Annotated in this window: 22 protein-coding genes; 13 read left to right on the plus strand and 9 right to left on the minus strand. The window is 72.2% G+C overall.

Annotation, left to right across the window (positions count from 1 at the left end; all coding sequences use genetic code 11):
• Positions 1-7: 7 nt before the first annotated feature.
• Complete coding sequence (locus tag ABZ810_RS12535; RefSeq protein ID WP_358402516.1) at positions 8-652, minus strand: TetR/AcrR family transcriptional regulator; 645 nt, start codon at positions 650-652, stop codon at positions 8-10.
• 184 nt (positions 653-836) lie between these two features.
• Between ABZ810_RS12535 and ABZ810_RS12540 the strand changes: the two genes are divergently transcribed.
• Entirely contained in the window at positions 837-2,120 is a 1,284-nt protein-coding gene (locus ABZ810_RS12540; protein WP_358402518.1) for a glycine hydroxymethyltransferase, read from the plus strand.
• Positions 2,121-2,180: 60 nt separating this feature from the next.
• Positions 2,181-2,771 carry an HAD family phosphatase gene (locus ABZ810_RS12545; protein ID WP_358402520.1) on the plus strand — a complete coding sequence of 197 codons (591 nt, stop codon included), beginning with the start codon at positions 2,181-2,183 and terminating at the stop codon, positions 2,769-2,771.
• Positions 2,772-2,773: 2 nt separating this feature from the next.
• Here ABZ810_RS12545 and ABZ810_RS12550 read toward each other — a convergent pair whose 3' ends face one another.
• Entirely contained in the window at positions 2,774-3,349 is a 576-nt protein-coding gene (locus tag ABZ810_RS12550) for a hypothetical protein (protein WP_358402522.1), read from the minus strand.
• Between the two features lie 267 nt (positions 3,350-3,616).
• Here ABZ810_RS12550 and ABZ810_RS12555 point away from each other — a divergent pair, with 267 nt between their 5' ends.
• Positions 3,617-4,588 carry a UbiA family prenyltransferase gene (locus ABZ810_RS12555; RefSeq protein WP_358402524.1) on the plus strand — a complete coding sequence of 324 codons (972 nt, stop codon included), beginning with the start codon at positions 3,617-3,619 and terminating at the stop codon, positions 4,586-4,588.
• 15 nt (positions 4,589-4,603) lie between these two features.
• On the opposite strand, the gene ABZ810_RS12560 is transcribed toward ABZ810_RS12555, so the two are convergent.
• A complete protein-coding gene (locus tag ABZ810_RS12560; protein ID WP_358402526.1) occupies positions 4,604-5,713 on the minus strand; it encodes a hypothetical protein in 1,110 nt (369 codons plus the stop codon).
• A gap of 168 nt (positions 5,714-5,881) precedes the next feature.
• Here ABZ810_RS12560 and ABZ810_RS12565 point away from each other — a divergent pair, with 168 nt between their 5' ends.
• Positions 5,882-6,553: a hypothetical protein gene (locus ABZ810_RS12565; RefSeq protein WP_358402528.1), complete on the plus strand. Its 672-nt coding sequence runs from the start codon at positions 5,882-5,884 to the stop codon at positions 6,551-6,553.
• Positions 6,554-6,600: 47 nt separating this feature from the next.
• On the opposite strand, the gene ABZ810_RS12570 is transcribed toward ABZ810_RS12565, so the two are convergent.
• Entirely contained in the window at positions 6,601-9,141 is a 2,541-nt protein-coding gene (locus ABZ810_RS12570) for a M14 family zinc carboxypeptidase (protein WP_358402530.1), read from the minus strand.
• A gap of 172 nt (positions 9,142-9,313) precedes the next feature.
• Here ABZ810_RS12570 and ABZ810_RS12575 point away from each other — a divergent pair, with 172 nt between their 5' ends.
• Positions 9,314-10,381 (plus strand): zinc-binding dehydrogenase, encoded by a 1,068-nt coding sequence (locus ABZ810_RS12575; protein ID WP_358402532.1) that lies wholly within the window; start codon positions 9,314-9,316, stop codon positions 10,379-10,381.
• 22 nt (positions 10,382-10,403) lie between these two features.
• Here the strand turns inward: ABZ810_RS12575 and ABZ810_RS12580 are convergent, their stop codons facing one another.
• Positions 10,404-11,189, minus strand: a complete 786-nt coding sequence (locus ABZ810_RS12580) for a hypothetical protein (RefSeq protein ID WP_358402534.1) — start codon at positions 11,187-11,189, stop codon at positions 10,404-10,406.
• 326 nt (positions 11,190-11,515) lie between these two features.
• On the opposite strand from ABZ810_RS12580, the gene ABZ810_RS12585 reads away from it, so the two are divergent.
• From ABZ810_RS12585 to ABZ810_RS12610, 6 genes are all read left to right on the plus strand, one after another.
• Entirely contained in the window at positions 11,516-11,812 is a 297-nt protein-coding gene (locus ABZ810_RS12585) for a hypothetical protein (protein ID WP_358402536.1), read from the plus strand.
• 390 nt (positions 11,813-12,202) lie between these two features.
• Complete coding sequence (locus tag ABZ810_RS12590; protein WP_358402538.1) at positions 12,203-13,288, plus strand: substrate-binding domain-containing protein; 1,086 nt, start codon at positions 12,203-12,205, stop codon at positions 13,286-13,288.
• Between the two features lie 92 nt (positions 13,289-13,380).
• The gene (locus ABZ810_RS12595; RefSeq protein WP_358402540.1) at positions 13,381-14,163 is read left to right on the plus strand and encodes an ATP-binding cassette domain-containing protein; all 783 of its coding nucleotides are present in this window, start codon (positions 13,381-13,383) and stop codon (positions 14,161-14,163) included.
• A gap of 68 nt (positions 14,164-14,231) precedes the next feature.
• Positions 14,232-15,479: an ABC transporter permease gene (locus tag ABZ810_RS12600; RefSeq protein WP_358402542.1), complete on the plus strand. Its 1,248-nt coding sequence runs from the start codon at positions 14,232-14,234 to the stop codon at positions 15,477-15,479.
• Positions 15,480-15,657: 178 nt separating this feature from the next.
• Positions 15,658-16,416 carry an ATP-binding cassette domain-containing protein gene (locus tag ABZ810_RS12605; protein WP_358402544.1) on the plus strand — a complete coding sequence of 253 codons (759 nt, stop codon included), beginning with the start codon at positions 15,658-15,660 and terminating at the stop codon, positions 16,414-16,416.
• Positions 16,416-17,699: an ROK family transcriptional regulator gene (locus tag ABZ810_RS12610; protein WP_358402863.1), complete on the plus strand. Its 1,284-nt coding sequence runs from the start codon at positions 16,416-16,418 to the stop codon at positions 17,697-17,699. The genes ABZ810_RS12605 and ABZ810_RS12610 overlap by 1 nt, the downstream gene beginning before the upstream one ends.
• A 120-nt stretch (positions 17,700-17,819) precedes the next feature.
• On the opposite strand, the gene ABZ810_RS12615 is transcribed toward ABZ810_RS12610, so the two are convergent.
• On the minus strand, positions 17,820-18,341 hold the full coding sequence (locus ABZ810_RS12615; RefSeq protein WP_358402546.1) for a flavin reductase family protein: 522 nt from the start codon (positions 18,339-18,341) through the stop codon (positions 17,820-17,822).
• A 307-nt stretch (positions 18,342-18,648) separates the two neighbouring features.
• Between ABZ810_RS12615 and ABZ810_RS12620 the strand changes: the two genes are divergently transcribed.
• Positions 18,649-19,824: an acetyl-CoA acetyltransferase gene (locus ABZ810_RS12620; protein ID WP_358402548.1), complete on the plus strand. Its 1,176-nt coding sequence runs from the start codon at positions 18,649-18,651 to the stop codon at positions 19,822-19,824.
• Positions 19,821-20,234 (plus strand): OB-fold domain-containing protein, encoded by a 414-nt coding sequence (locus ABZ810_RS12625; protein ID WP_358402550.1) that lies wholly within the window; start codon positions 19,821-19,823, stop codon positions 20,232-20,234. Before ABZ810_RS12620 ends, ABZ810_RS12625 begins: the two co-directional genes overlap by 4 nt.
• A 25-nt stretch (positions 20,235-20,259) precedes the next feature.
• Here ABZ810_RS12625 and ABZ810_RS12630 read toward each other — a convergent pair whose 3' ends face one another.
• The 3 genes from ABZ810_RS12630 to ABZ810_RS12640 are packed head-to-tail and all read right to left on the minus strand — an operon-like array spanning position 20,260 to position 24,098.
• Complete coding sequence (locus ABZ810_RS12630) at positions 20,260-21,933, minus strand: AMP-binding protein (protein WP_358402552.1); 1,674 nt, start codon at positions 21,931-21,933, stop codon at positions 20,260-20,262.
• A gap of 21 nt (positions 21,934-21,954) precedes the next feature.
• A complete protein-coding gene (locus ABZ810_RS12635) occupies positions 21,955-23,034 on the minus strand; it encodes a hypothetical protein (protein ID WP_358402554.1) in 1,080 nt (359 codons plus the stop codon).
• The gene (locus tag ABZ810_RS12640) at positions 23,031-24,098 is read right to left on the minus strand and encodes an LLM class flavin-dependent oxidoreductase (protein WP_358402556.1); all 1,068 of its coding nucleotides are present in this window, start codon (positions 24,096-24,098) and stop codon (positions 23,031-23,033) included. The genes ABZ810_RS12635 and ABZ810_RS12640 overlap by 4 nt, the downstream gene beginning before the upstream one ends.
• Positions 24,099-24,210: the final 112 nt, after the last annotated feature.

The following is a 24,210-nucleotide window of genomic DNA, read 5'->3' on the forward strand; positions in this document are numbered from 1 at the left end:
CGTGAGGTCAGTGCGTGTTGATGCCGTCGAACATCACCTTGAGGTAGTGCTCGGCGAGGCCCTTGGAGTTGAGGCGGCCGCCCGGCTTGAACCAGCGCACCGCCACCCACACGGTGTCGCGGATCATGCGGTAGGTGAGCTTGGGGTCGATGTCCTCGCGGAACAGCCCGTCCTTCTGGCCGTCCTTGATGGTGTCGACCCACATCTTCTCGACCTCGTCCTCGGACTTGGTGAGGTAGGCGAACCGCTCCATGTCCTTGAGGTAGTTCCAGTCGTTCTGCATCACCGTGATGGCGGCCCGATGTGGCTCGAGCGTGCCGAAGGCGAGGCGGACGAGGCCCGCGATGGTCTCGCGCGGGTCGAGGCCCTGGTCGATGACTCCCCGATAGGCCGACATGATCTCCTGGAAGAAGCCCGAGAGGATCTCGTCGACGATCGACTCCTTGGAGTCGAAATGGTGGTAAAGACTGCCCGAGAGAATCCCGGCCTCTTCGGCGATGTTGCGCACCGTCGTGGCCTGGAAGCCCTTCTCGGCGAAGAGTTCGGCCGCGAGCCTGACCAGGTGTTCGCGCCGCTCCGAGGCGAGGGCGGGTGAACCCTTGCCGCGGCGGCGTGCTTTTGGCTGTCCGGAATCGGTGCTCGTGGTCGTCACCCTCTCATTATGCCGTGTCCGCCCAACCGCTTGCTCAGTTTGGCGTGTTGACATCAGGTTACGTGTTGTAGCAAGCGCTTGGTGAGAGCCTGACGAACCTCGGGCCACTTGGCAAGATCCCCTCTGGCGCCCATTGCGTCCCGTTCTCTACGTTTTGACCTGAAGAAGTACTGAGGAGGGGTGAATGAGTGTGGAAATGGCGCCCTGGGCGTCGTCGGTGGCCCGATCCCGTATCGCCGAGGTGGCGGCCACGTTGACCGACCTCTCGCCCGAGGGGGTGTCCGAAACCGTCCGCGGCGCCCTCCGCGACCACGCGCGGGCCTTCGACGCCGAGGGGATCGTGCTCTACGCCGGAACGAACGTGCTGAGCCCCGCCGCGCGGGAGGTCGCCGACGCGCTCGTGAGCGGCCGGCCGAGCATGGGCTGGCCGGGGGAGAAGTACCAGTCCGGCCTCGACCACCTCGACACCCTCGAGGTGCTCGCGCCGACCCTGGTCGCCCGCCTGCTCGGCGCCCGGTTCGCCGAGGTGCGCAGCCACAGCGCCACGATGGCCAACCTCGCCGTCTACACCGCGCTCACCGACCCCGGCGACACGATCGCCGTCCTGCCCGAACGGGCGGGCGGCCACACCAGCCACCACGCGGTCGGCGCGCCCGACGTGCGCGGCCTGCGCGTCGTGGACCTGCCCTACGACGCCGGCGCGTTCGACGTCGACCTCGACGCGCTGCCGGCGTTCCTCGAACGCGAACGGCCACGCCTGGTCGTCATCGGCGCCAGCCTGCTGCTCTTCCCGCACGACGTCGCGGCGATCGCCGGGATCGTGGGCGACACGCCCCTGCTCTACGACGCGTCCCACATGGCCGGGCTGGTGGCCGCCGGCCGGTTCCAGCGGCCGCTGGCCGAGGGCGCCGACGTGCTGACGTTCTCCACGTACAAGTCGTTCGGCGGCCCGCCCGGCGGGGTGATCGCCACCGACGACGAGGCCTTGGCCGAACGGCTCTCAGCGGCCGTCTTCCCCGGCCTGACGGCCAACTACGACGCGGGCAGGCTCGCGCCGCTCGCCGTCACCGCGGCCGAGATCATGGCCGGCGGCGGCGCGTACGCCGACCGCTGCGTCGCCAACGCCCGGATCCTCGCCGCCGCCCTGCACGACGAGGGGTTCACCGTCGCTGGGAGGGGCCGCGGTTTCACCGAGTCCCACCACGTCGCCGTGGACGTGGGCGACGGCCGGGCCGCGATGGCCGCGCTGGCCGACGCCGGCATCTACCTGAGCGCCATCGGGCTGCCCTGGCAGGCGCCCGGCGAGACCGACCGCGGCCTGCGGATCGGCACCCAGGAGGTGACCCGCCGCGGCTTCGGGGAGCACGAGCTCCGCCAGGCCGCGTCCCTGATGGCCGACGTCCTGCTCCGCGACGCCGACCCGGCCGCCGTGCGCAAGGACGCCATCCGCCTGCGCACGAGCGTCTGACCGGCGGCTCCAGGGCAGGGCCGGATCGGGCGGGTGCGGGCGGCGCCTAGGGTCGGGAGCATGGCCAACGTGATCGTGTTCGACCTGTACGGAGTGATCGCCCGCACCCAGACCGGTGCGGCCAAGCGGCGGCTGGAGACGCTCGCCGGGGTCACCGGGCCGTCCTTCTGGGAGGCCTACTGGGGGTGCCGCCCCGCCTACGACGCGGGGCAGCCGAGCCAGGACTACTGGGCCGCGGTGGCGGCGCGGCTGGGCACCACGATCCCCGACGTGCAGGCGCTGAACGAGGCCGACCTGGACAGCTGGACCGAGGTGGACGACGAGATGGTCGGGCTGGTGGTCGAGCTGGCCGACCAGGGGCGGCCGCTCGGCCTGCTCTCCAACATCATCTCCGAGCTGGTGCCGCGGTTCGAGGCCCGGCACGGGGCCTGGCTGGGCCGGTTCGACGTGCTGACGTACTCCTGCGACATCGGCGTCGCCAAGCCCGACCCGCGCGCGTACGAGATCTGCGCCGAGCGCATGGGCGTGCCCCCGGCCGACGTGATCTTCTTCGACGACACCGAGGGCAACGTGGTCGCCGCCCGCGAGGCCGGCATGACGGCCGAGGTCTTCACCTCCCCCGCGCAGGTCCGCGAGATCCTCGCGGCCTGACCTCACCCCGCGAGCGCCAGCCAGGCCGCGAGCGCGGCGTCCTTGTGGTCACGCGCCCAGGGCGGGCCGATCTCGCGCCGCCACGAGGCGACCCGGTCGCGCGCGTCCGCCCCGAGCACCGGCGCGGCGGCGGTGCCGAGCGCCCGGAAGTCCTGGCGGACGGTCCGCAACCCGTGGTCCCCGGCCGCCTCGGCGAGCGCCTCCCGGTAGAGCTCGCCCTCGCCGGCGTGCAGGGACATGTGGTTGGCGAGGACCTTCGCCAGATCCTCCGGGAGGCCGCCCCGGTCGAGGCCGAGCGCGACGGCCTCGACCTCGTGCCCGTCGAGCTCGGCGACCGCCGCGGCGAGGACGTCGCGTGCCGCCGCGCGGGCCGACCGCTCGACCGCGGCGATGAGCGCGGCCGCCTCGTCCAGGTCGCGGCCGGCGGCCGCGTGGTAGGCCTGCGCGGGGAGCTCCGGGTCGTCCAGCAGGTCGACCCGCTCCCGCAGGATCACCTTCGGGGCGCGCGCATCACCGCCGACCGCCACCATCACCGCCCAACCCGAGTGTTCACGGAATCCGATCACCGCTCGTGCCATGCCGGCCACCTCCGATCCGACGCTAGGCCCTGAACCTGACACCTCCTGGCAGGTTTCGGTGCGGGTGTGAAATGTCGTGGACGGTGTTCTTTGAACTTTCGCCACGAAGGTGGCGTCTTTACCTCATGAGGGATGGACTGTCCGTTCGGGCGAGGGGGTCGGGCGGGCAGCCCTCCATCCCGTTCTGATTGAACGGGGTGTCTAATAAGGGTGTGCCGACCCGGGCCTGACCGGTCCGGTCCTCGATCGCCCCTGGGGGTGACGACCGTGCGGGTCCGTGCCCGTGTTCCCTCGACCGGCACCACGCCGCAACCGCGCTGGCGGGTGCTCCTCGACCTCTGGCTCATCGCCCGGCCCGCGTTGTGGCTGGTCTCCCTCGTCCCGTTCTACGTCGGGCACCTGCTCGCCACCCGGCGGCTGATCGCCGGCCAGGACGTGTGCGTGCCGCCCGGCCGCGCCTGCCTGCCCGAGATCACGCCCGTCCTCACCGGGCTGGTGGTCTGGGGGCCGCTGGTGTGGCTGGCCGTGCTCGCCATCAACGACGCCTGCGACCTTCCCGGCGACCAGCGCAACCCGCGCAAGGACGGCGCGCCGCTGGTCAGCGGGCGGTTGTCGGTGCGCGCCGCGGTGGTGGCCGCGCATCTGACGGCGGCGGCCGCGCTGCTCGTGGCGCTGACGGTCCGGCCCTCGTTCGCGCTGGTGACGCTCGGTTTCCTGGTCCTCGGCTGGCTCTACAGCGTGCGGCCGCTGCGGCTGAAGGACCGGCCCGGGTTCGACGTGGCGACCAACGCGGTCGCCGTGGGCGGCTTCGCCCTGCTGGCCGGCTGGACGGTCGTCCGGCCCGTCGAGGGTTTCCCCTGGGTCATGGCGGTCGCCGGGGTGCTGGTCGCGACCGCGCTCTACATCCCGACCACGGTGACCGACTACAAGGCCGACGTGGCCAGCGGATACACCACGATCGCCGTCCGGCTGGGCCCGCGCGCGGCGTACCGCGTCGGCCTCGGCGCGTGGACGGCGGCGTGCGCGCTGGCCGTCGTGCTGGCGGCGACCGGGCACGTCTTCCCCGAGCGCACGTTCTGGGTCCAGGCGGCGAGCGCGCCGGTCCTGGTCGCGCTCTACCACCGCCACCTGGGCCGGGCCCGCGAGCCCGGCGAGGTGCTGCACGGGATCGTCGTGGTGAGCTGGTGCTTCCTGGTGCCCTACCTGGTGTTCGCGCTCATGTACACCGGCACCCTCTGACCGCCCGCCCCCTGATCACTCGGGCTCGGGCGCCGCCGGCGGAAGCTCGTCGCCCCCGTCGGCGAGCCCGCCCGCCTCGGCGGCCTCGGCCAGCCGGGTGCGCAGCGTGCGCACCAGCTCGTCGCCCTGGTCGGTGAGCCGCTCGATCGACGGCATGGCCAGCTCGTCGCGGACGGTGTCGGCGAGCAGCTCGTCGTACTCGTGCGCACGGTAGGCCAGCGTCTCCAGATGGCGTTGCGCGCGCAGCGCCTCGTCCGCGGCCCGCGCGCGCTCGGCGTAACGTTCCAGCGCCTCGACGCGGCGCGTCACCGCCGCCACCGACAGGTCCAGCTTGTCGCGCAGCGGCCGCATCGCGGCCTGGACCTCCGGCAGCGGCGCCTCGTCGGCGAACCGCTCCTGCTCGACGCGCAGCTTGGACTGCCGGGCCAGCACCTGGGCGATCTCCCACTCCTGGCGCGGAAGCGTGACGGCGTTGTCGACGTTGTCGAGCAGGCCCTCCTTGTTGACCTGCGACTCCTGGACGGAGTCGATGGCCCGCTGCACCCGGCCGAGCAGCGCGCGGCCCTCGGCGTCGAAGTCCTCCGGGACCAGGAACCGGTCGCGCCGGCGGTCGAGCTCGCGGGCACGCCGCAGGTCGAGCGACAACGACGGCGCGCCGAGACCGATCATGATGGCCACCATCGCCAGCGCCAGCAGCCACAACTCGCCCAGCAGGGGCGAGCCGAGCACGCCGGCCGCCAGCACGGTCACCGGGGCCATCCAGGTCAGCGGCCGCTGCCGGGCGACGATCACGTCCAGCTCGGCGCGCAGCGACGGGTCGGCCACCGGTCGCGGCTCGGTCGCGGACGAGGGCTCCCCGGGGTCCCGCGCGGGGCCCACGAGGCGCCAGTAGGTGCCGATGTGGGTCTCGAACGCGAAGTCGGTGGGCGCGATCTCGATCTCGGTCGGGCCCGCGGGCAGCGGCCACGAGCCCACCGGCTGGCCCCCGCCCGGGCCGGTGAAGCGCACCCACCAGCCGCCCTTGCCCTCGTCGCACCGATATCGCCCCGGCGCGACGTCGATGCCGACGAAGAACGTCCCGATCCCCGGGATGGAGTTGCCCCACGCACCCGCACTACTGGCCACCGGCGACCTCCGTCTCCCGCCGTTCCCGCACCCGCGACGAGGCCCGCCCCACCGGCCGCACCCCTCACTGGGGCAGAACGTCCGAAGGACGGCACGAGTTGCCGTACCCAGTTCCCGGTCGCGAAAGCCGCGGGAAGGCGTCCGGATTGGGAATGGAATACTCCAGACGTGCGACCTGACTACGATCCCCGCGACGACCCGCCCTGGGCGATGCAGCTGGTGGTGCGTGCCGAGAAGGCCGAGCCGCCCACCCACGACGCCGTCTGCGCCGCCGCCGCGACCGCGGTCGTGGAGCTGCTGACCGACCCGCGCGCGGCCGATCCCGAGGGCGAGTGGCACGAGGCCGTGGGGGAGTGGGAGGCCCGCCGGATCCGCAAGGTGGCCCGGCGTGCGCGCGGCGTGCGCTGGCCCGAGGTCCAGCCGCTGCCCGGCGTCACGGTGGACGTCAACGGCGCCGAGGTGCGCGCGTTCGTGCCCGGTCCGGTGTCGGAGGTCCCGCCGCAGATCGCCAAGCTCCAGGTCGCCGGGCTCGACCTGCCCCCGGACGAGGACCCCAAGCCGCCGCCGGAGCCGCCGTACGCGGCGATCGCCCTCAATCCCGACATCACGATCACGACGGGCAAGGCCGCCGCGCAGTGCGGCCACGCGGCCCAGCTGCTGCTCCGCCAGGCCGCCCCGGCCGACGTGGCGGCGTGGCTGGCCGGCGACGTGCGCGTGCACCTGGCCCGCGACGTGCCCTGGCGCGAGTGCGTCGGGCGGGCGGCGGTGGCGGTCCGCGACGGCGGCTTCACCGAGGTCCCGCCCGGGACGATGACCGCCATCGCCTGGATCGTGCGCTGACGACCCAGGCGACGGCGGCCGTGCCCTACGGGATGGTGCCCGCCGGGTTACGGGAGGACGACCGCCACCGGCGTGACGCCGGCGCCGCGGATGGCGGCGGGCAGGCGGCGGGCCCACGGGTGGTGGCCCACGTCCAGGCCCTGCGGGTTGTCGACCACGAAGTGCACGACGTCACCGGAGCGGCGTTCGGTCCAGCCGGTGCCGAACGAGCGCAGCGCGGCGGCCGTCCGGCCCGCGTCGGCCGCCTTCACCGACACGCGGATCGGCGACTCGGCCTGGATCAGCCCGGCGGCCTGCCTGGCCTGCCCGCTGGACGGCTCGGGCGAGGCCGGCGCCCGGACGCCCGACGGGTCGCGCCCGACGATGGCGTTGAGCAGCAGCGTGGCCGTGCCGTTGGAGAACGCCCGGAAGTTGGGCTCGGAGCCGAACAGCACCGAGCGGCCCTTGCCGACCGGCTCGTCCACCACGGCGGCGGTGCCGCCCAGCTCCGCCGAGCCGCTCTCGAAGCCCGACACGAACCAGTCCGGCGAGCCGGCGGCCGGGTAGGACACCGCGACCTTGGCCGGGTCCGCCTGCTTCATCACCAGGTCGTAGGCGTAGAACTGCCACGTGGTCGCGCCGACGTCCTTCGCCAGCGGGCTGCGCTCGTTCACCCGCACCCGGAACAGCGAGCCCGGCACGTCGGACGTGGGGTCGCTGAGGGTGGCCGTGGTCAGGCCGAGCCGCGCGGCCAGCTGCGTGCCGCCCTGCCAGCCGACGTACCGGCCGCCGTCCTGCGTCCACTTCTGCAGCGCGGCGCGCCCGGAGTCGCCGAGCGCGTCGTAGCCGCCCGCGGCCGGGCCGTTGGGCACCAGCAGCACCTCGACGCCCGCGAGCCGGCCCGCGGCGACGTCGGCCGGGGAGAGCACGGTGTGCGGGATCTTCCACTCGCGGTCGAGCTTGTGGCGGAGCCAGCCCGCCGACTGCCGGGCCGCCGACGAGGTCGTCGACAGCTGGAGGATCGCCGTTTTGGGCGCCTTGCCCGGCCGTCCGGCGCTCTCGGCCGGCAGCGTCCGCAACGCCTTGGCGCGCGGTCGCAGCTCGACGCCCGACGAACCGCCGGACACGTTGCCGAGCAGCGGCATGCTCCACGCCGTCACGTCGTAGAAGTAGGGGAACGGGGTGTAGGAGTCCTCGTTCAGCATCGCCTGGATCCAGTGCTTCTGGCCCTGGGCCATGGAGATCCAGTACGTGCCCGCGGGCAGGGTGGCCCGGCCCTCGGGACGCCCGTACGCCTTGAAGTCCGGCACGCTCAGCGGCTTGGTCAGCTGCGACACCGTGACGCCCATGCGCTGGAGACGCCGCACGATCGTGCGGACCTCGGCGCGCTTGGCCGGGTCGTCGGCGCGCAGGAAGTAGTGCCGCACCTTGCGGTCGGGCACCGGCCGGTCGACCGCGTTGGGCGGGTTGTAGATCTGGTTGGGCTCCAGCTCGCCCGTCACGCCCTGCCGGTAGGCGTCCACGGCCATCTTGTGCCACTGGGTGAGGATCTTCTGCCGGTTGGCGACGGCCGCGGAGAGCGTGACCCACTGGGTGAGGTACTGCTCCTTCGTACGGTCCGGGTACGGGCTCTCGCCGCCCTTCTCGTACGTCATGCCGGCGGCGTGGAAGCCGGTCGTCGGCACCGTGTCGCCGTACCCCTGGTAGAAGAGGTCGTAGACGTCACGGTTGAAGAAGTCGATGCCCTGCCGGGTGAACTCGGCGGCCATCGAGGCGCCGTAGATGTCGTTGATCCACCCGATCGCCTCCTCCGGCGTCTCGTGGTAGATCGGGTCGGCGTTGGGCGGGAAGAAGTAGGAGTCGCCGCCCATCTCGTGCGCGTCGATGTAGAGCACCGGCGGGAACTGGTTCAGCATCGCGACCTTGCCGTCGGTCTCGGGCTGCGTGCGCGCGAACCAGTCGCGGTTCATGTCGAAGCCGTAGGCGTTCTGCCTGGTCTCGGCCTCGCGCCCGTCGGGGTTCTGCGTCGGCAGGATGACGACCAGCGCGTTGTCGAGGATGCGGGTCGCGGCGCAGTCGGAACGGTCGCCGAGGTCGCGCAGCACCTTCAGCGCCGCGTCGGTGCCGCTGGGCTCGTCGCCGTGCACGTTGCCGCTCACCCACAGGATCGGCACGCCGCGCGCGGCGATCTGCTCGGCGAGCTTGGCCGGGGTGCGCGGGTTGCGCAGCAGTTCGGCCTCGATCCGGACCTTGGCCAGGCCCGCCTTGGAGACGACCGCGGGCCTGCCCACGATCGCGTACTTGAGAGGACGGCCCTGGGCGCTGGTGGCGAGCGTGCCGGAGATGACCCGTTCGCTCCTGGCGGCGACCGTCTCGAGGTAACGGTCGGACTCCGCCGCGGTGACCTGCCGGTCGCCCAGCTCGATCCCGAGCACGTCCTTGGGGGAGGGGACCTGGCCCCGGTAGACCGGGGTCGTCTGCGTGGGGTCGCAGGCGGGTGCGGCCTGTTGCGCTGTTGCGGCCGGTGCGGCCTGTGCGGTGGCGGCGGTCGCCGGCACCGCCAGTGACGTGGCCAGAATCGCTGACCACGCGACGTTTCGGGCTCTCATGGGCCCCAAAGCTGACATCGTGCCGGAAGATCACCAATGGCAACTTCTGCCAAGAATCCTCCGGTGTCGTCTGCCGGAAAACCAGCGATCGGTGGCATGGTGGGCTTTCGTCTGCGCCGGTGACGTGGTTCGGTGCGGAAAGGGGGATTCGTCTAGGGCTGGGGAGGCTCCCATGCGCGCCGCTGTGACCAAGGGCAAGTCCATGATCGTGACCGAGGTGGCCGACCCGGTGCCGCAGGAGGGGCAGCTCCTCGTCCGTACGCTCGCGTGCGGCATCTGCGGGTCCGACCTGCACGCGCTGGCCGACCCCGACGCGTTCATGGAGACCACCCGGCGCTCCGGGGGCACGCCCTACGACCCCCGCGACGGGCTGGTCTTCGGCCACGAGTTCGCGGGCGAGATCGTCGAGTACGGGCCGGGCACGCAGCGGGCGCTGCCCGTCGGCACGGTCGTCTGCGGGCCGCCGATCGGCATCGGCCCGCAGGGCGCCGGCATCATCGGCTACGCGCCCATGTATCCCGGCGGCTACGGCGAATACATGATCCTGAACGAGGCCCTGACGATGGCGGTACCGGGCGGCCTGGACCCGAAGGTCGCCGCGATCACCGAGCCCTTCTCCGTCGCGGCCCGCGCCGTCGCGCGCAGCGGCATCGGAGCCGGGGACGTCGCGGTCGTGCTCGGCCTGGGCCCGATCGGCCTCGGCGTGGTGGCCCACCTCAAGGCCCGCGGGCACGGCCCGGTGCTCGCCGCCGACTTCTCGCCCAAACGCCGTGCCCTCGCCGAGGGCCTGGGCGCCGACGAGCTCATCGACCCCGGCGCCGGGTCGCCCTACGACCGCTGGGCCGACCTCGGCGTGCCGACCACGACGGTCGAACGGATCGCGGGCGAGCTGCTCGGCACCACCGGGCGCGGCGCGGTCATCTTCGAGTGCGTCGGCGTGCCCGGCATCCTCCAGCAGGCCATCGACGGCGCGCCGGCCGGCTCCACCATCATGGTCGTCGGCGTCTGCATGCAGAGCGACCGCATCGAGCCGGGCGTCGCGGTGAGCAAGGAGCTCGACATCCGCGGCAGCTTCGGCGCCATGCCGAACGAGTACGGCGCCACCCTGAACGACATCGCCGAGGGCCGCATCGACGCGGGCTCCATCATCACCGGGACGGTCGGCCTGGAGGGCATCGCCGGCGCGTTCGACGACCTCGCCGACCCCGAGGCGCAGGCGAAGATCGTGGTGACGCCTTAGCCGAATACACTTAGCGCGTGTCTCAGCCGTTCTCCGGCGGCCCCGCCTGCGGCGGCACCGGCGGTGGTGGCGCGGCCTGCGGAGGTTGCCCCTGCTGCGGCTGCCCCTGCTGCGGCTGGGCGTGCGGCGGCATCGCCTGCGGGGCGGGCTGCTGCGGGACGCCCTGCGGCGGGACGGTGAGCGCCTGCGGCTGGACCGTCAGCTGCTGCTGCTGCGGGACGGGCTGCTGCTGGGGTGCGGGCTGCTGGGAGACGCCGCGCTGCCAGCGGTTGAGCGCGGCCAGCGCGAGCTCCTGGGTGCGGGTGAGCCCGCCTCCGGCAGGGGCGACGTGCTGGTCCGGCGGGCCCGCGGGCACGGGGGAGGGGGCGGGCGGGGCCTTCCGGCCGCCGACCCGCGCCTTCACGCTGAGCGCGTACGTGAGACCCAGCAGGAGCAGGAAGAACGCCAGGTAGAGGGCGTGTTCGAGGAGCCCCGTCCATTTGCCCTTGACCACGTCCAGCACGCAGAAGACGGCGAAGCCCGCGACCCATCCGGTCAGCGCGGGCAGGAACCACACGTCCCGGCGGCGGATCAGGCCGGCGAGGGCGACGAGCAGGAGCAGGCCCTCCAGCACCTTGACCGTGACCAGCAGCGGGGTGGCCACGCCCGAGCCGAGGTAGCCGGCCAGCTCGTCGCGCCGGTCGGACCAGCCGAGCGCGGCGGAGACGATGCCGGTGACCCCGTACGCGAGCAGGAAGACCCCGACGGGGTAGTGGAAGCGGTGCCAGTTCTTGCCGCCGGGCGCCGTGGGCGGCACCGGGAGCGGCATGGGCAGGGGCATCGGCAGGGCCGGCGTCCAGCCGTGTCCCTGAGGCCGCTGCGGAGGTGGGGGAGGCGGAGGAGGGCTCGTCCCCGCCGGGCGTTGCGGCAGCGGTTGATCGGGACGGGTCCACTCGTTGCTCGACCCCGCGCTCACCGGCATTCGACCCCGTCCTCCCCCGTCTGGCTGTAAGCGAAAGATATCCCGTAAGTCCGCCTCCGGTGGCGTCTCCCGCGTCTGAGCTGGCCGAAGTGCTTGCAGATGGGTCGGTGACACGGGAGGCTGTGCCTCGTCGGGCCATGCGGAGTCCACTTGGAGTCCACAAGGAGTCGAGGATGACGCCTGACGATACGGGAACCGCCGCGCTGGTGAAGACGCGGATCGAATATCTGGAAGAGCTCGGCGCCGAACTGGCCGGACGCGGATTCCGGGTGCGCATCGACGTGCCCCGCGGCCAGGCGCCCAGCTTGCACGTGATGAATCCGGACGCCTCCGTGCTCACGGAGAACATCCTGGCGGAGCGGGGGGCGGACGGCTGGTGGTACTGGTGGTCGTGGGCGGAGCGCATCGCGACCGCCGGCGACACGCCCGGGGCGGCCGATCGGATCGCCCGGGTGCTGTCCGCTAACTGAACGGTGTGATCATGCAGCGGGCTCCGGCCCACTCCGGAGATCCTGCATGATCACGCTTCTTCCCCGCGCGTCCGCCTCGTCCGCGTCCGCGTCCGCGCCTGAGCCCGAGCCTGCCGCGGGCGCCCCTTATGTTGGCTGACAGAACATTCGCCCCTCCCGCGTCGAGCACGCGCTCCGCGGTACGGCCCAGGACAATCTGATCTTGCGCCCAGGTGAAGCCCCTGTTACGGGATTGTTACTGCTGACAACAAATTCGGCCGTCCGGGGACTTGGCGGGACGGCGGGAGGCGGCATATGTTGCGGGTCACAACATTCTCACCGGTACGAATGTCCCACCCCGTCAACACGCACGGCCACTGACGTGTCCGTACCCCAGAAAGGACCTTGCACATGCGCAAGGGCATCCTCAGCCTCACCGCCGTATCCGTGGCGGCGGCCCTCACGCTCACCGCCTGTGGGGGCGACGACTCCGGCGACAACGGCTCGGGGTCCGGTTCCGGTAACAAGGGCAAGATCGGCGTGATCCTGCCGGACACCAAGTCGTCCGCCCGGTACGAGAGCTTCGACCGGCCGTTCCTCGAGCAGTCCTTCAAGGCCGCCGGCGTCCAGTACGACATCCAGAACGCCGAAGGTTCCACCCAGCGGTTCCAGACCATCGCCGACCAGATGCTCACCAGCGGCGTGACCGTCCTGATCACTGACGGCCTGGACTCCAACTCGGCCGCCGCCGTGCAGCGCAAGGCGCAGGCGCAGGGCGTCAAGACGATCGACTACGACCGGCTGGCGCTGGGCGGCGTCTCCGACTACTACGTGTCGTTCGACAACGTGAAGGTCGGCGAGGAGCTCGGCAAGGGCCTGCAGAAGTGCCTGGGCGACAAGAAGGCCAACATCGTCTACCTGAACGGCGCCCCGACCGACAACAACGCCACGCTGTTCGCGCAGGGCGCGCACTCGGTGCTCGACAAGGACACCAACTACACCAAGACCGCCGAGCAGGCCGTGCCGGACTGGGACAACCAGCAGGCCGCGACCATCTTCGAGCAGATGTGGACCGACAAGGGCGGCAAGATCGACGGCGTGCTCGCCGCGAACGACGGCCTCGGCAACGCCGCGATCTCGATCCTGAAGAAGAACAGCGCCGCCGGCAAGGTCCCGGTGACCGGCCAGGACGCCACCATCGAGGGCCTGCAGAACATCCTCGACGGCAACCAGTGCATGACGGTCTACAAGCCCATCAAGCAGGAGACCGACGCCGCCGCCAAGCTCGCGATCGCGCTGCTGAACGGCCAGAAGGGCGAGACCAACGGCACCACCAAGGACACCGTTGGCAAGCGCGACGTTCCCTCGGTGCTGCTGAACCCGGTCGGCGTCACCAAGGAGAACATCAAGCAGGTCGTCACCGACGGTTTCGTCAAGAAGGAAGAGCTCTGCAAGGGCGCGTACGCCGCCAAGTGCAAGGCCGCCGGCATCGAGTGACGACCCTCGTCGGCCTGCGGCGGGCCGCCCGGTACTGACCCCCTTGCCGGGGCGGCCCGCCGCCGGTCAACGAATCCCCAGGAGGGAAGCGCGTGGCAGACAACGGGAATCCCGTACTCCGCCTCACCGGGCTCAACAAGAGCTTCGGTGCCGTCCACGTCCTGCACGACGTGGACTTCACCTTGCGGCCTGGTCAGGTCATGGCCCTCGTCGGCGACAACGGCGCGGGCAAGTCGACCCTGATCAAGTGTGTCGCGGGCATCCACCCGATCGACTCCGGCACGATCGAGTTCGAGGGCAGGCCGGTGCAGATCGGCGGCCCGCGGGACGCGGCGGAGCTCGGCATCGAGGTCGTCTACCAGGACCTCGCACTCGCCGACAACCTCGACATCGTCCAGAACATGTTCCTCGGCCGCGAGCGGACCAAGGGCGTCGTCCTGGACGAGGACTCGATGGAGGAGGCGGCCCGCGAGACCCTCGCCCGGCTGTCGGTCCGTACGGTCAAGTCCGTCCGGCAGCAGGTCGCGAGCCTGTCCGGCGGTCAGCGGCAGACCGTCGCGATCGCCAAGGCCGCGCTGTGGGAGTCCAAGGTCGTCATCCTGGACGAGCCCACCGCCGCCCTCGGCGTCGCGCAGACGCGCCAGGTCCTCGACCTGGTGCGCCGCCTCGCCGACACCGGGCACTCGGTGATCCTCATCTCGCACAACATGAACGACGTCTTCGAGGTGGCCGACCGGATCACCGCGCTCTACCTCGGCCGGGTCGCGGCCGACGTCGCGCGGTCCGAGGTCACCCACGGTCAGGTGGTCGAACTGATCACCGCGGGCCGTTCCGGCGACCTGGGCCTGGCCCCCGTCACCGCCGAGAACCTCTGATCGGGGCCTGAATGTCCATGGAATCATCACCACCCACCGGAACCACCAACGGCACGAAGGGGGCCGCCGTGAAGCTGGCGGACTCGGACTTCGCCACCGACCGCCGCACCCAGGACGTGGCGTCGGCCGCGCGGGACTACTGGACCCGCGTGCGCGGCGGCGAGCTCGGCGCGCTGCCCGCGATCCTCGGCATGGCCGGCCTGGTCCTGCTGTTCTGGATCCTGCGCCCGGAGACCTTCCTCAGCGCGCAGAACATCGCCAACCTGTTCACCCAGGCGCTGCCGGTGACCATCCTGGCGATGGGCCTGGTGTTCGTCCTGCTGCTCGGTGAGATCGACCTGTCCGCCGGCGTGACCGGCGGCGTCTGCGCGGCCGTCATGGCCAAGCTGATGGTCGACTCCGGCCAGCCCTGGTACGTGTCGATCCTCGCGGCGCTGGCGACCGGCCTGGTCATCGGCGGTGCGATCGGCTGGCTCGTGTCGGTCATCCGCATCCCGTCGTTCGTCGTCACGCTGGCGCTCTTCCTCGGCCTGCAGGGCGTCACGCTGCGGCTCATCGGCGAGGGCGGCACCGTCCCGGTCCGCGACGACGTCGTGGTGGCCCTCGCCAACAAGAACATGCCGATCTGGGCGGGCTGGGCGCTGGCCCTGCTGTGCACCGGCGGGTACGCGGCCGTCCTGCTCGGCCGCTGGCGCCGGCAGCGCCAGCGCGAACTGGCCGCCCGGCCGATCCAGCTGGTCGTGGCGCAGATCGCCGTGGTCGGCGCGGCGCTGCTGTTCGGCACCGCCCTGCTGAGCATGGACCGCGCGCCGAGCCCGCTGATCGTGGTGGCGGGCGTGCCGTGGGGCGTGCTCCTGGTGGCCGTGCTGTTCATCGTGGCGAGTTTCGTGCTGTCGCGGACGCCGTACGGCCGCCACCTGTACGCGGTCGGCGGCAACGCCGAGGCGGCCCGCCGCGCGGGCATCAACGTGACCCGCCTGCGGATGTCGGTCTTCATGATCTGCTCGACGCTCGCGGCGGTCAGCGGCATCGTGGCGGCGTCCCGGCTCAACTCGGTCGCCACCGCCTCGGGCGGCGGCAACGAGCTGCTGTTCGCGGTCGGCGCCGCGGTCATCGGCGGCACGAGCCTCTTCGGCGGCAAGGGCAAGGCGCGCGACGCCATCCTCGGTGGCCTGGTCGTCTCGATCATCGCCAACGGCCTGGGCCTGCTCGGCGCCAAGGCCTACCTCAACATGCTCATCACCGGCGCCGTGCTGCTGCTGGCGGCGAGCATCGACGCGCTGGCGCGCCGCCAGCGCTCCGCGTCCGGACGCTGATCCAGGCACACGTCCGGACGCCGCTCAGGGAGCCGGTCCGGACCGACCCGATGGGCCGACCGACAAGGGGTTGACCGTGCACTTCGCGACTCCGGGCAGGGCGAACAAGGCTGGTACGCTCAGCGACCACGACCGCTTCTCCCTGTCCGGAGTCGCGTCACGGTGGGAGCCCCCCGGCATGCCTGTGACACCTCTTCTTGACCTGCGCGGGATCGACAAGAGCTTCGGTCCGGTCAAGGTCCTGCACGACGTCGCCTTCGCGGCGTACCCCGGTGAGGTGACCGCCCTCGTCGGGGACAACGGCGCGGGCAAGACGACACTGGTCAACTGCATCGGCGGCGTCTACCCCTGGGACTCGGGCACCTACCTCTTCCGCGGCGAGCCGGTGCGCCTCGGCAGCCCCCGCGAGGCCAACGACCTCGGCATCGACATCGTCCACCAGGACCTGGCGCTCTGCGAGAACCTCAGCATCGTCCAGAACATGTTCCTCGGCCGCGAGCGCCGCCGCGGCCTGGCGGTCGACGACGCCGAGATGGAGGAGCTGGCGACCACCACGCTGGCCGGCCTCTCCGTCCGCACGGTGACGTCGGTGCGCGCGCCCGTCGGGTCGTTGTCGGGCGGGCAGCGGCAGACCGTGGCCATCGCCCGCGCCGTGCTCTGGGACAGCAGGGTCATCGTGCTGGACGAGCCCGCCGCCGCGCTCGGCGTGGCGCAGACGCAGCAGGTCCTCGAACTGGTCAGGCGGCTGGCCGACAAGGGCCTGGCCGTGGTCCTCATCTCGCACAACATGAACGACGTCTTCGCCGTGTCCGACCGCATCGCGGTGCTCTACCTCGGCCGCATGGTGGCCCAGGTCCGGACGGCGGACGTCACCCACGCCCAGGTCGTCGAGCTGATCACCAGCGGCCGGAGCGGGGAGCTGGGGCTGGCCGGATGATGAAGGCAGGCCCGTCGCCGGAGGAGATCCGGCGGCACAACCTCGGCACGCTGCTGCGTTTCGTCCATCTCCGGGGGCCGTCGTCGCGCGCGCTGCTGGCCGAGGCGATGGGCCTCAACCGCAGCACGATCATGGCGCTCACCTCGGATCTGACGGCCGCGGGGCTGGTCCGCGAGGAGCTGCCGCGGGGGCCGGGCCGCCGGGCCGGCCGCCCGTCGCTGGTGGTGCGCCCGGAGTCGACCCGCGTCTACGTGCTGGCGTTCGACCTCGGCGTCGACCGGCTCGCCGTCGCCCGGGTGGGGCTGGGCGGCACCATCCTGGACCGCCGCGAGGCGGGCCGCACCCGCGGCGAGTTCGACGCCGCCGAGACCGTCGCCGCGCTCGCCGGGGCGGCCCGCGCGCTGATGCGCAAGGCGGGCCGTGACGCGGTCTGCGTCGGCTCCGCCATGGCGTTCCCCGGCACGGTGCGCCGCTCCGACGACGTGATCCGGTTCGCGCCCAACCTGGACATGCGGAAGGCCGAGCGCGGCCCGGCCGCCGAGGGCGCGGCCGGGCGAAGCCTGGAGGAGGGCGTCGCCCTCGGCGACGCGCTGTCCCGCCGCCTCGGCCTCGGCCTGCCGGTGGCGGTGTGCAACGACGCCAACCTGGGTGCGCTCGCCGAGCACGAACGCGGCATCGGCATCGGCTGCGACGACCTCATCTACCTGCACGGCGACGTGGGGTTCGGCGGCGGCATCGTCGTCGGCGGGCGGCTGCTCGGCGGCGCCGACGGCTACGGCGGCGAGATCGGCCACATGGTGGTCAACCCCGGCGGCCGGCTCTGCGGCTGCGGCTCGCGCGGTTGCCTGGAGGCCGAGGTGGGGGAGCGGACCCTGCTCGCGCTGTCGGGCCGCACCGAGTCGTCCGACCTGCTCGGGCGGGACGCGATCCGCGCCGTCGTCGACGCCGCCGACCGCGGCGACGTGCAGGCGCGCGACGCGCTGCACCGGGTGGGCGACTGGCTCGGCCGCGGCGTCGCCAACCTGGTCAACATCTTCAACCCCGGCATGGTCGTCTTCGGCGGCACGCTGCGCGACATCTACCTCGGCTCGGCCGCCCAGGTGCGCAGCGCGCTCGCTACCAACGCCCTCAACGCCCCCCGCGAGAACCTCAAGCTCCGCACCGCCGAGCTCGGCGACGACGCCACCCTCGTGGGCGCCGCCGAGTTCGCCTTCGCGGACGTGCTGGCCGACCCGGTGGAGGTGCTCGCGCGCCTGCGCTCGCCGGAGGAGACCCCCGTCTGAGACCGCGCACGCGCGCGTTGAGACCGCGCACGCGCCAACGGGGACGCGCACGCGCGAAAGCCCGCGCCGGGGATGGCGCGGGCTCCTGCGCGTCGGTCCGGCCGCCGGAGCGGCGCGGGCTCAGCCGTCGAAACGGCCGTAGCCGCCCTTGTAGAAGAGCAGGGGGTCGCCGTCGTGGTGCTTGTCGAGGTGGTGGACGCGGGCGACGACGATCACATGGTCGCCGGCCACGTACTCGCTCTCGACGCAGCACTCGATCCAGGCGAGGGCGCCCTCGATGACCGGGCTGCCGTTCGGCGACTCGGTCCAGTCGATGTTGGCGAACTTGTCGCCGCCCTTGATCGCGAGCTGCTTGCAGACCTCGAGCTGGGGTTCGCTCAGGATGTTGATGCACAACCGGTCGGCGCCGCGCAGCAGCGGCCAGGTGGAGCTGGTGTGCGCCACGCAGAAGGCCACCAGCGGGGGCTCCAGCGAGACCGAGGTGAACGAGTTGGCGGCCAGCCCGGTGGGGCGGCCGGATTCGGTGTCGATCGCCGTGATGGCGACCACCCCGGTCGCGAACCTGCCCAGCACCTGCCGGAACCGGGCACCGTCGATGTCGGTGACCGGGGCTCCGACGGCGCCGTTGGGGGATCCCTGCATACGGCCTTCCACTCCCTGGCCCAAGGTTCGGTAGGCCGAATCACGCACGGTCGCTGCGGCTGCGGTCGCCCCGTCGCCCATGTGATCCAACCCTTCTCTTAGCCAAGCGCTTGCTTGGACGATAGGGCGGCGGCGTTCCGGGTGTCAAGCCGGAACGGGCCTCCCGTCATCCATGGCCATCTCAAGGCACAGCTCGGCCCATTGATTCCGTTCGGAGCCGATATCGGTCAAAGGTCCTACGCGGGTCCTAGGACCTCGCGCCATGATAGAGTCGCGGCCAAGCGCTTGCTTGTTTTTGGGAGGGCGTGTGGCGGGCTTTCGCGACCGGACGGCGATCGCAGGGGTGGGGTACACCCCGTTCAGCAAGGACTCCGGGGTCTCGACGCTGACGCTGGCGGTCGACGCGATCCTGGCGGCGCTGGAGGACGCCGGGCTGACCGTCGACGACGTCGACGCGCTGGCCACGCACCGGGTGGGCGACTCGACGCCGCCCTGGGTGGTGGCGCCGGCGCTGGGCGTGCCGGAGGTGTCGTGGTACCTCGACCAGTTCGGCGGCGGCAGCGTCTCGCACTCGGTGATCGGGCAGGCCGCGATGGCGGTGGCGGCCGGCGTCGCCGAGACGGTGGTCTGCTACCGGGCGATCAACGCGCGGTCGGAGTTCCGCATGGGCGGCACGGGGCGCGGCCCGGCGCCGCTCTTCGACGTCCAGTACCAGGCGCCGTACGGCTACTTCGCGCCGCCGCAGCAGTTCGCGATGTTCGCGCGGGCGCACATGAACGCCTACGGCACCACGCACGAGCAGTTCGGCCGGATCGCCGTCCAGCAGCGGTCGAACGCGGTGAAGAACCCGCGCGCCCTCAAGCGCGACCCGATCACGCTGGACGACTACCTGGCGTCGCGCTGGATCGCCGAGCCGCTGCGGCTGCTGGACTGCTGCCTGGAGACCGACGGGGCGTGCGCGGTCGTGATCACCTCGCGCGAGCGGGCGCGGGACCTGCGGCACACGCCGGTGCTCGTGTCGGGCGCGGTGTGGGGCGGCGGCGACTCCTTCTTCTCCGGCGCCGGGAGCGCGCCGTACGGCACCGACTTCACCGTCACCGAGGCCGCCCGGATGGCGCCGCGGCTGTACGCGATGGCCGGCGTCGGCCCGGGGGACATCGACGTCGCGGAGCTGTACGACTGCTTCACCTACTCGGTGCTGGTCCAGCTCGAGGACTACGGCTTCTGCGAGAAGGGCGAGGGCGGGCCGTTCGTGGAGAGCGGCGCGACCGCGTCCGACGGCGCGCTGCCGGTCAACACGCACGGCGGGTTCCTGTCCGAGGGCTACGTGCACGGCATCAACCACGTCGCCGAGGCCGTCGCGCAGCTGCGCGGCGACGCCGGCGACCGCCAGGTGACCGGTGCCGAGGTGGCGCTGTCGACCGCCCAGCCCGGGTACGTCCTCGCCGGCACGTCGGCGCTGATCCTGAGGAGCGACGCATGAGTATCGCCCAGCGGCCGAGGCCCGAGGCCGACCGTGACTCGGCCCCCTGGTGGGAGGCGGTACGGCGGCACGAGCTGATCGTGCAGTGCTGCGAGGAGTGCGGCACGCTGCGCTTCCCCGCCCGGGCGATCTGCAACCGCTGCCGCTGCCGCATGTACGAGTGGGTGCCGGTCCGGGGGACCGCCACGGTGTACAGCTGGATCGTCAACCACCAGGTCTTCATGCGGTCGATGGCCGACGAGGTGCCGTTCCCGGTGCTGCTCGTCCGGCTGGACGAGGGCGACGACCTGCTCATGTACGGCGACCTCGCCGAGGGGGAGGCGGCCGACCTGCGGCCGGGCCTCCCCGTCGAGGCGGTGTTCGTGGACGTGGACGACACCACGACCGTGGTGCACTGGCGCCCGCGCTAGCCGTGCCGGGCGCCGCGCGCCCGCGCTAGGAGGCTTCGGCGCGGGCGTGCAGGGCCAGCTTGTCGATCTTGCCGTTGACGTTGACCGGCAGCGCGTCGAGCAGGACGACCCGCCGGGGGACCTTGTAGTTGGACATGCTGTCCCGCGCCCAGGCGACGACACCCTCGGGCGAGAGCCCGGAGCCCGGCGCGGCGACGACGTAGGCCAGGCCGACCTCGCCCATGCGCTCGTCCGGCACGCCGATGACGGCGACCTGCGAGACGCCGGGGCAGCGCAGCAGCAGGCCCTCGATCTCGGCCGGGTAGGCGTTGAAGCCGGAGACGATGAACATCTCCTTCTTCCGGTCGACGATGGCGACGTTGCCGTCGTCGTCGATCGTGCCGATGTCGCCGGTGTGCAGCCAGCCCTCGGCGTCGACCGCCTCGGCCGTACGTTCGGGGTCCTGCCAGTAACCGCGCATCACGCCGTACCCGCCGACGAGGATCTCGCCCGCGTCGCCGGCCGGCAGGTCCTTGCCCTCGTCGTCCACGATGCGCACCGACACGCCGGGCACCGCACGCCCGGTGGAGGCCGCGATCACCTCGACCGGGTCCCCGGCGCGGGTCATCGACACGACCGTGCCCTCCATCAGCCCGTACGCGTTGATCATGCGCTCGATGCCGACCCGGTCGACCAGCCGCCGGATGAGCTCGGGCGGCACCGCGGCGGCACCGCAGATGAGCACGCGCAGCGACGACACGTCCCGGCCGTCCAGCTCGTCCAGGATCTTGAAGAACATCGGCGGCGCGCCGGCCAGGATGCTGATCCGGTTGCGCTCGATGAGGTCCATCAGCTCGCCCGGCTGGAACAGCGCGATCGGCATCATCGTGGCGCGGCGCAGCACGCACGCCAGCAGCCCGGCGTTGATGCCGAAGCCGTGCGAGAACGGCGCGATGATCGGGTAGTGGTCGCCCTCCCGGAGCGTCACGATCTCCGCCCAGTCCCAGTAGCCGCGGAGCAGCTGGACGTGGTGGAGCATGACGCCCTTGGGCTTGCCGGTGGTGCCCGACGTCGCCATGATCTCGGCGAGGTCGTCCGGGCCGACCGCGAGCGCGCGCTCCTCGGCCTCCTCGGGGGAGACCGCCTCGCCGCCCGTGAGGAACTCCTGCCAGGACACGACGCCATCCCGCAGCCCCCGCCCAGCGCTCCCTTCCAACGGACGAGCTGCGCTCGGCTCGCCTGATGGCTCCGCGAACGGCCCGTTCCCCAGCACGACGACACGTTCGAGGCCGGGAAGACCGCCGAACGGGCGGCCGTCCGCGGGGTCCCCGGCGGTGTCGCCGAGCATGCCGAGGTAGGAGGTGTCCATGAAGCCCTCGGCCACGATCAGGACCTTGGCGCCGACCTTGGTGAGCAGGTCGGCGGCCTCGATGCCCTTGAAACGGGTCGAGAGCGGCGTGATGATCGCGCCGGCGTCCCAGACGCCGTACGCGGTGACCACCCACTCGGGCGTGTTGGGAGCCCAGACGGCGACCCGGTCTCCGGGCGCGACGCCGAGGGCCATCAGCCCGCGGGCGACCTCGGCCGCCGCGTGCGCCAGCCCGGCCAGCGTGAGCCGGGTGTCGCCCGCGACGACCACCTCCACGTCACCGTGGTTCGCCGCCTGGTCGCGCACCATCCGCGGGATCGTCCCCCAGCCGGGGACCGGCTGCACATCCATCTCGCGCCCTCCCGGCGGCTGTCAGGACAGTTGTGAACGGTCGCGGCCGAGGTGGTGGCCGCGTTCGTCGGTGACCGTGCCGGGGCGGCGCTCCTCGGAGACCTCCGGTTCGACGACGACCTCGATGGAGATCGGCGTGAGGGCGTAGAGGGCCTGGACGATCCGCGACTTCCACATCGGGTTCTTGACCAGCGAGTCGCGGCCGAACGTGACGTGCAGGGCCGCGGCGTCGAGCGTGCCCTCGCGGGTGACCCGCAGGTCCCAGTGCGTGAGCCCGTCGATGCGGGTGAGCGCCGCGCCCAGCCGGGGGACCGACAACCAGCGGCCGCGGACCAGGACGTGCTCGCCCGCGGTGTGCGCCGGGGCGGGGACCGCCTCCTCGCCGCCCGACAGCCGCACCACCTGGCCGGTGCGCAGCACGCCGCCGCCCAGGGTGGAGTGCCAGGCCGGCGTGACGACGATCTCGGCCAGGCCTTCGGCGTACGGCGCGTCCAGCACCGCGTCCTTGTCGAGCGGCGCCAGGCCGAGCAGGCCCTCACGGACCGGCGTGTAGGCGGTGTCCCCGGGCGCGCGCTGCGCGATGGGGACGCCGAGGAACGGGTCGGCGTACAACTCCCGGACCGACGCCTCGAACTCGGCGGCGAGCTGGGTGTAGGCGTTGGGCGAGGGCACCTCGCCGACCAGGAGGATGTGCCGGAGCTCCAGGTCGAGCGGGTCGAGCAGGAACTCCAGGTGCAGCCGTGCCAGGAAGTCCATCGCCCCGGCCGGCGTGGTGATCAGGGTCGTGGCCCGCGTCTTCTCCAGCGCGGTGTGCAGGCGCATGCGCCCGCGCGCGCCCACCGACGCGGCGGCCCGGCCGACCGTGGCGGCGGCCTCCGCGATCAGCGACCCGGCCGGCTCGCCGTCGTTGTTGAGCGCGACGACGACGCGGTCGGACGCGCCGAGGCCGGCCGCCCGCAGGGTCTCGGCGGCCAGTTCGAGGGCGGCCGCCCGGTCGGCGGCCGCCAGCGGGGCGACGAGGTCGCCCTCGGAGGAGACGTTCAGGAGGCCCTCGGCGGAACCGCCGGCCGGGAACGTGTCCCGGGTGATCCAGGACGTCACTTCATGACCTCCTGCATGAAGAGCTTCATCGAGTTGCAGACGTGCTCGTGCGAGAGTCCGCCGACCTGGGCCTGGAGGATGAGGTCGGTGGCGCCCGCGGCCTGGATCCGCTCGACCGCCTTGCGGGAGCCCTCGACGTCGTCGATGACCACCATGTGCTGGTCGCGCAGGATCTGCATGGCCTCGTCCGGGGGCATGCCGACGGCCTGCTGGCCGAGCACGCGGTGGGTGGCGTGCCGGGCGTCGGTGTAGTCGGGCGGCGCGACGAGGTTGATCTGCCGGCGCAGGTACCAGAGCACCGGGTCGGCGGCCGTCTCGACGGCCTCCTGCTGGGTCGGCGCCACGAACCAGGGGATCATCAGGGCGATCCGGCGCGACTCGGGGTCGAAGCCGTTGTCGGCGAGGCACTGCTTGTACTTCGCGATGTCCTCGGCGACGTCGTCGAGCCCCTTGAGCATCGTCATGCCGAGCAGGTTGTAGCCCTGCTTGGCCGCGGCGAGGTAGCCCTCGACGGAGGTGGAGGCGACCCACACCGGCGGGTGCGGCTCCTGCACCGGACGCGGGTAGACCGCGACGTTCGGGATCTCGAAGTGGTCGCTGGACCGGGTGATCGGCTCGCCGTCGGCGTTCCAGATCGCCAGGACCGCCTCCAGGGACTCCTCCCACAACCGCCGCGACTGCTCGAACGGCTTCTGGAAGGCCTGGTACTCCAGCGGGGAGGCGCCGCGCCCGGTGCCGAACTCGACCCGCCCGTTGCTGATCACGTCCAGCGTGGCGACGCGTTCCGCGGTGCGGATCGGGGACTGGAACGGCAGCAGCACCACGCCGAGGCCGAGGTGGATGCGCTCGGTCCGCTGCGAGATGCCCGCCAGCACCAGGTCGGGCGCGGACGAGTGCGAGAAGCCACGGGTGAAGTGGTGTTCCACGAACCACGCGGTGTCGAATCCGAGTTCGTCGGCCAGGACGCACTGGTCCATGACGTTCTCGAACGCCCGCCGCTCGACGTCGCGGGACCGCCCGCGGACCTCGAGTTCGTAGCCAAGGCTGACCCGTAGGGACGTCATCGCGCCTCCGGTTATCGCTGATGCTCTGCTGCCGTATTAGTGAACCAAGCGCTCGCTTGGGAGATTAGCAGCAGGGGACCAGCGCAACAAGTCGCGGAGGGATGCGTGGCGG

This window comes from Spirillospora sp. NPDC047279 (genome assembly GCF_040643285.1).
GTDB lineage: Bacteria > Actinomycetota > Actinomycetes > Streptosporangiales > Streptosporangiaceae > Spirillospora.